Origin of the sequence: Streptomyces sp. C36, from assembly GCF_040932295.1 — a bacterium.
GTDB classification, from domain to species: Bacteria; Actinomycetota; Actinomycetes; order Streptomycetales; family Streptomycetaceae; genus Streptomyces; species Streptomyces triculaminicus.
In genome coordinates, this window is the sequence record NZ_JBFQGI010000026.1 from 1 (window position 1) to 1740 (window position 1740).

Sequence of the window (1740 nt, forward strand, 5' to 3'; positions counted from 1 at the left end):
GCTCAGTAACCCGCGCCACACCCCGAACAGCGGCCACGCCTGCCCAGTCCGGCGTGGCCGCGCCCACATCCTCAGCCCTTTTCTCGCCCCTGGGGGGAACCATGATCCAACGCAGATCCTTCCTCAAGGCCGGCGCGGCGGTCTCGGGCGCCATCGGCGGCGCCGGGCTGCTGGTGCCCGCGCTGAGCCCCACGGCCACGGCCGCGGCCACGGACCTCGACCCGACGACGATCCCGCAGTTCCAGCAGAAGATGCCGGTGCCGCCGGTCCTGAAGCCGACGTCCGTCTCGGGGACGACGAGCTACTACGACGTCACGATGAAGGAGGCCAACGCCCAGATCCTGCCCGGGAAGCTGACCCGGGTGCGGGCGTACAACGGCGTCTTCCCCGGCCCCGTGATCAAGGCGGAGTCCGGGCAGCGGGTCGTGGTCCGGCAGACCAACGCCCTCGGCGTCCCGGTCTCGGTGCACCTGCACGGCGCCCACGTCCCCGAGTCCAGCGACGGCTCGCCGATGGACGTCCTCGCGCCGGGCGGTGGTACGAAGACCTACACGTACCCCAACGACCAGCCGCACGCGAACCTGTGGTTCCACGACCACGCGCACCACGAGGAGTCGGAGAACGTCTTCCGCGGCCTCACCGGCTTCTACCTCCTGACGGACAGCGTCGAGAAGAACCTCAACCTGCCGTCCGGCAGCTACGACGTGCCCATCGCCATCCGCGACGCCCGCTTCGACGACGCCGGGCAGTTCGCCTACACCATGGGCGACATCGCGGGCCGCACGGTGATCCTGGCCAACGGCAAGCCGTGGCCGTACTTCGAGGTGGCGGCGCGCAAGTACCGTTTCCGCCTCTACAACACCGCCAACGTGCGGTTCTTCACCCTGAAGCTGTCCGACGGCTCCCCGTTCACGCAGATCGGCACGGACGGCGGCCTGCTGGAGAAGCCCTACACGACGACCTCGCTGGCGCTGTCCCCGGGCGAGCGCGCCGACATCGTCATCGACTTCTCCAAGTACCCGGTGGGCACCACCCTCGTCGTGGAGAACACCGAGCCCGGCCCGCCCGGCACCCCGATGGACCTCGTCGGCAAGGTGATGCAGTTCCGCGTGACCCGTACGGCCACGGACACCAGCACCGTCCCGGCGACCCTGCGCACGCTGCCTGCGCTGCCGGCCGCCACGGTGCAGCGGAACATCGAGCTGCTGATGGACGAGACCGGCGGCGAGCACGCCCAGGCGTACATCAACGGCAAGATCTACGAGATGGACCGGATCGACACCGAGATCCAGTACGGCGCCACGGAGATCTGGACCGTCCACAACGCCAACGCCCGCGCGCCGCACAACTTCCACATGCACCTGGTGCAGTTCCGAGTGCTGGAGCGCAACGGCCAGCCGGTCGTCTCCGGCAACGACAGCGGCCTGAAGGACACGGTCAGCGTCAAGGCCGGCGAGACGGTCAAGATTCAGGCGACCTTCACCGGCTACCGGGGCACCTACGTCTACCACTGCCACATGTTCGACCACGCGGCGATGGGAATGATGGCGAACTTCCGCGTCGTGTGACGCGCCCGCGTACCTTCGCGTCGTGTGACGTCCTCGTGTGACGACGGGACGTCCGACGCACAGGGCGCCGGGCGTCCTGGCCGCCCGGCGTCCTGTTCCCTCACCCCTCCGCGCCTCCGCCGCTCTTCGACAGCGGGGAGGCGCGGAGGGGTCCGCCGTTTCGCGTGGGTCA

At 69.3% G+C, this 1740-nt stretch carries 1 protein-coding gene; it reads left to right on the forward strand.

All coding sequences use genetic code 11. The features are described from left to right. The first annotated feature begins 101 nt into the window (after window positions 1–101). On the forward strand, window positions 102–1568 hold the full coding sequence (locus AB4K12_RS31225; protein ID WP_368438173.1) for a multicopper oxidase domain-containing protein: 1467 nt from the start codon (window positions 102–104) through the stop codon (window positions 1566–1568). Window positions 1569–1740 lie beyond the last annotated feature (172 nt).